This window comes from Methylobacterium sp. WL103, from assembly GCF_008039885.1.
GTDB classification, from domain to species: domain Bacteria; phylum Pseudomonadota; class Alphaproteobacteria; order Rhizobiales; family Beijerinckiaceae; genus Methylobacterium; species Methylobacterium cerastii.
The window spans coordinates 1-1,192 of the sequence record NZ_VRUX01000920.1 but is presented as its reverse complement, the minus strand read 5'-3'; the positions used below and the strand labels follow the sequence as shown (position 1 = coordinate 1,192).

Sequence of the window (1,192 nt, the reverse complement as noted above, 5' to 3'; positions counted from 1 at the left end):
GCGGCGATCCGCGCGGGGTCGCCCTCGCCGCCGAGCTTCACCTTGAGCAGCGGCCGGGCCGACGCCTTGCGCGCGGCCTCCTCCATGCTTTCGGGCGAGCCGAGGCTCAGCGTGTAGGCGGTGGTGGCCGGGGCCGGCGCCGTCAGGCCCAGAATCTCCCAGGCGGGGCGCCCCTGCGCCTTGGCCTCGAAATCCAGCAGCGCGCAGTCGAGGGCGTTGCGGGCGGCGCCCGGCTTCATCCGCTCCGTCATCTCGGACCGGGTGAGGCCGGCGGCGATCGCGTCGCCCTGGGCCTCGATCGCGGCGGCGACGCTCTCGACGCTCTCGCCGTAGCGCGGATAAGGCACGCACTCGCCCCAGCCGGCGACCCCGCGCTCCGCGTCGGCGATCCGCGCGGCGACGACCACGGCCTCCGTGCGGCTGCCGCGGCTGATCGTGAACGCGCCGGCGATCGGGAAGCGCTCGATGGCGACGGCGAGCCGCCTCACGGCGCGGTCTCCGGGAACTCGGCGATCAGCCGGTCCACGAGCCCGTCGACGCCGAAGCGCACCGGATCGGTGGCGGGCAGGCCGTACTCGGCGCCGAGCTTGTCCAGCAGCGAGCGGGCGGTGTCCTCCTCCAGCGCCTGGGTGTTCACGGCGATGCCGGTGGGGCGGATGCCGGGATTGGTCAGGCTGCCGAGCTGAATCGTCAGGTCGATCACCTGGCGGATCGAGGGCAGCGGGTGCTGCACGCCGCGCATCGTCGTGCGGCTCGGCTCGTGGCAGACCACGAAGGCGTCGGCCTGCGCCCCGTGCAGCAACCCGAGGCTGACGCCGGCGAAGGACGGGTGGTAGAGCGAGCCCTGGCCCTCGATCAGGTCCCAGTGCTTCGGGTCGGCCGCGGGTGCGATCCACTCGACCGCGCCGGAGATGAAGTCGGCCACAACCGCGTCGATGGCGACGCCCCGGCCGGAGATGAACACCCCGGTCTGGCCGGTGGCGCGAAAATCCGCGTCCATGCCGCGGGCGCGCATGCCTTTCTCCAGCGCCAGCACCGTGTACTTCTTGCCGACCGAGCAATCGGTCCCGACCGCGAGCAGGCGGCGGCCCGGGCGCTTGGTGCCCTTGCCGGTGGCGAAGGTCTCGTCGGTGTGGCGCACGTCGTGGAGCGCCCGGCCGCGGCGTGCGGCCGCCTCGGCGATGGCCGGCAC

General features: G+C 74.0%; 1 protein-coding gene and 1 pseudogene. Both read right to left on the bottom strand.

Annotated features, from left to right (window positions below):
- Positions 1-488: pseudogene (locus FV222_RS26710) on the bottom strand (dipeptide epimerase); the annotation flags it as partial.
- A partial coding sequence (locus tag FV222_RS26705) for an NAD-dependent epimerase/dehydratase family protein (RefSeq protein WP_147816148.1) occupies positions 485-1,192 on the bottom strand: 708 nt, incomplete at its 5' end. The gene FV222_RS26705 and the pseudogene FV222_RS26710, both read right to left, overlap by 4 nt.